Source organism: Oleiphilus sp. HI0128 (assembly GCF_001635365.1).
Map to the genome: position 1 here is coordinate 1 of NZ_LWGG01000106.1, position 969 is coordinate 969.

The following is a 969-nucleotide window of genomic DNA, read 5'->3' on the forward strand; positions in this document are numbered from 1 at the left end:
GGTAACAATGGCGTCATCGACGACTATCCCCAGAATAACAATAAAGCCGAAGAGGCTAATCACGTTAATGGTAATATCGAACAATGGCATCACTAACAATGCGCCCATAAAGGAAACCGGTATACCAATGCAGACCCAAAAAGCAATGGCAGGACGCAGAAACAAAGTCAGCAAGAGCAGGACTAATATACCGCCCTGTATGGCATTATCTGAAAGCGTTTTCAGACGCTTTTTAACGATTTTTGAGCGGTCATGCCAAGCATCAAGCTGAACGCTTTCGGGTAATGAAGACTCAGCTTCCTGCAAATAGGCCCTGACTTTATCCGCCACATCGATAGCACTTTGCTGACCGACACGATAAACATCGACCAAGGCCGCCGGCCGACCATTAAAGCGGGTCAGTATGGCGCTTTCCTCAAAGCCATCATTAACACTGGCCAAGTCTGCAACCGTGACGCTACTACCATCAGCTCGACTCAGCACAGGAATCTGCTCAAACTCTAGTTTGTTATAAGCCTGCCCACTAGAGCGAATCAGAATTTCACCGCCATTACTTTTTAAGCTTCCGGCAGAGATATCTCTTGAGTGTTGCTGAATCGCCAAAGCCACTTGCGACAGACTCAGTCCATACTTCTGTAATACCCGCTCGTTAACTTCAATGCTAATTTCATAATCACGCACACCGTCTAATTCAACCTGGGTAATCCCTTCAATATCAAGCAATTGATCACGTACATGCTGTGCCTGTTGGCGAATTTCCCGTTCCGATAAATCGCCAGACACCGCGACACTAATAACTTCCCGTTTCCGCTTGCTTAAACTCACCACAGGCCGCTCTGCATCCGCAGGCAAATTATTCACCGCATCAATGCGATTCTTTATTTCTGTTAGCAAAGTCTGTGGGTCGTAGTTGTCATCCAGAGTAATAATCAGAAGGGACTGCCCCTCACTGGCATTACTCACTACATC

Annotated in this window: 1 protein-coding gene; it reads right to left on the reverse strand. The window is 46.7% G+C overall.

Going from position 1 to position 969, the window contains the following annotated elements:
- A partial coding sequence (locus tag A3763_RS01340; RefSeq protein WP_197482674.1) for an efflux RND transporter permease subunit occupies positions 1-969 on the reverse strand: 969 nt, incomplete at both ends.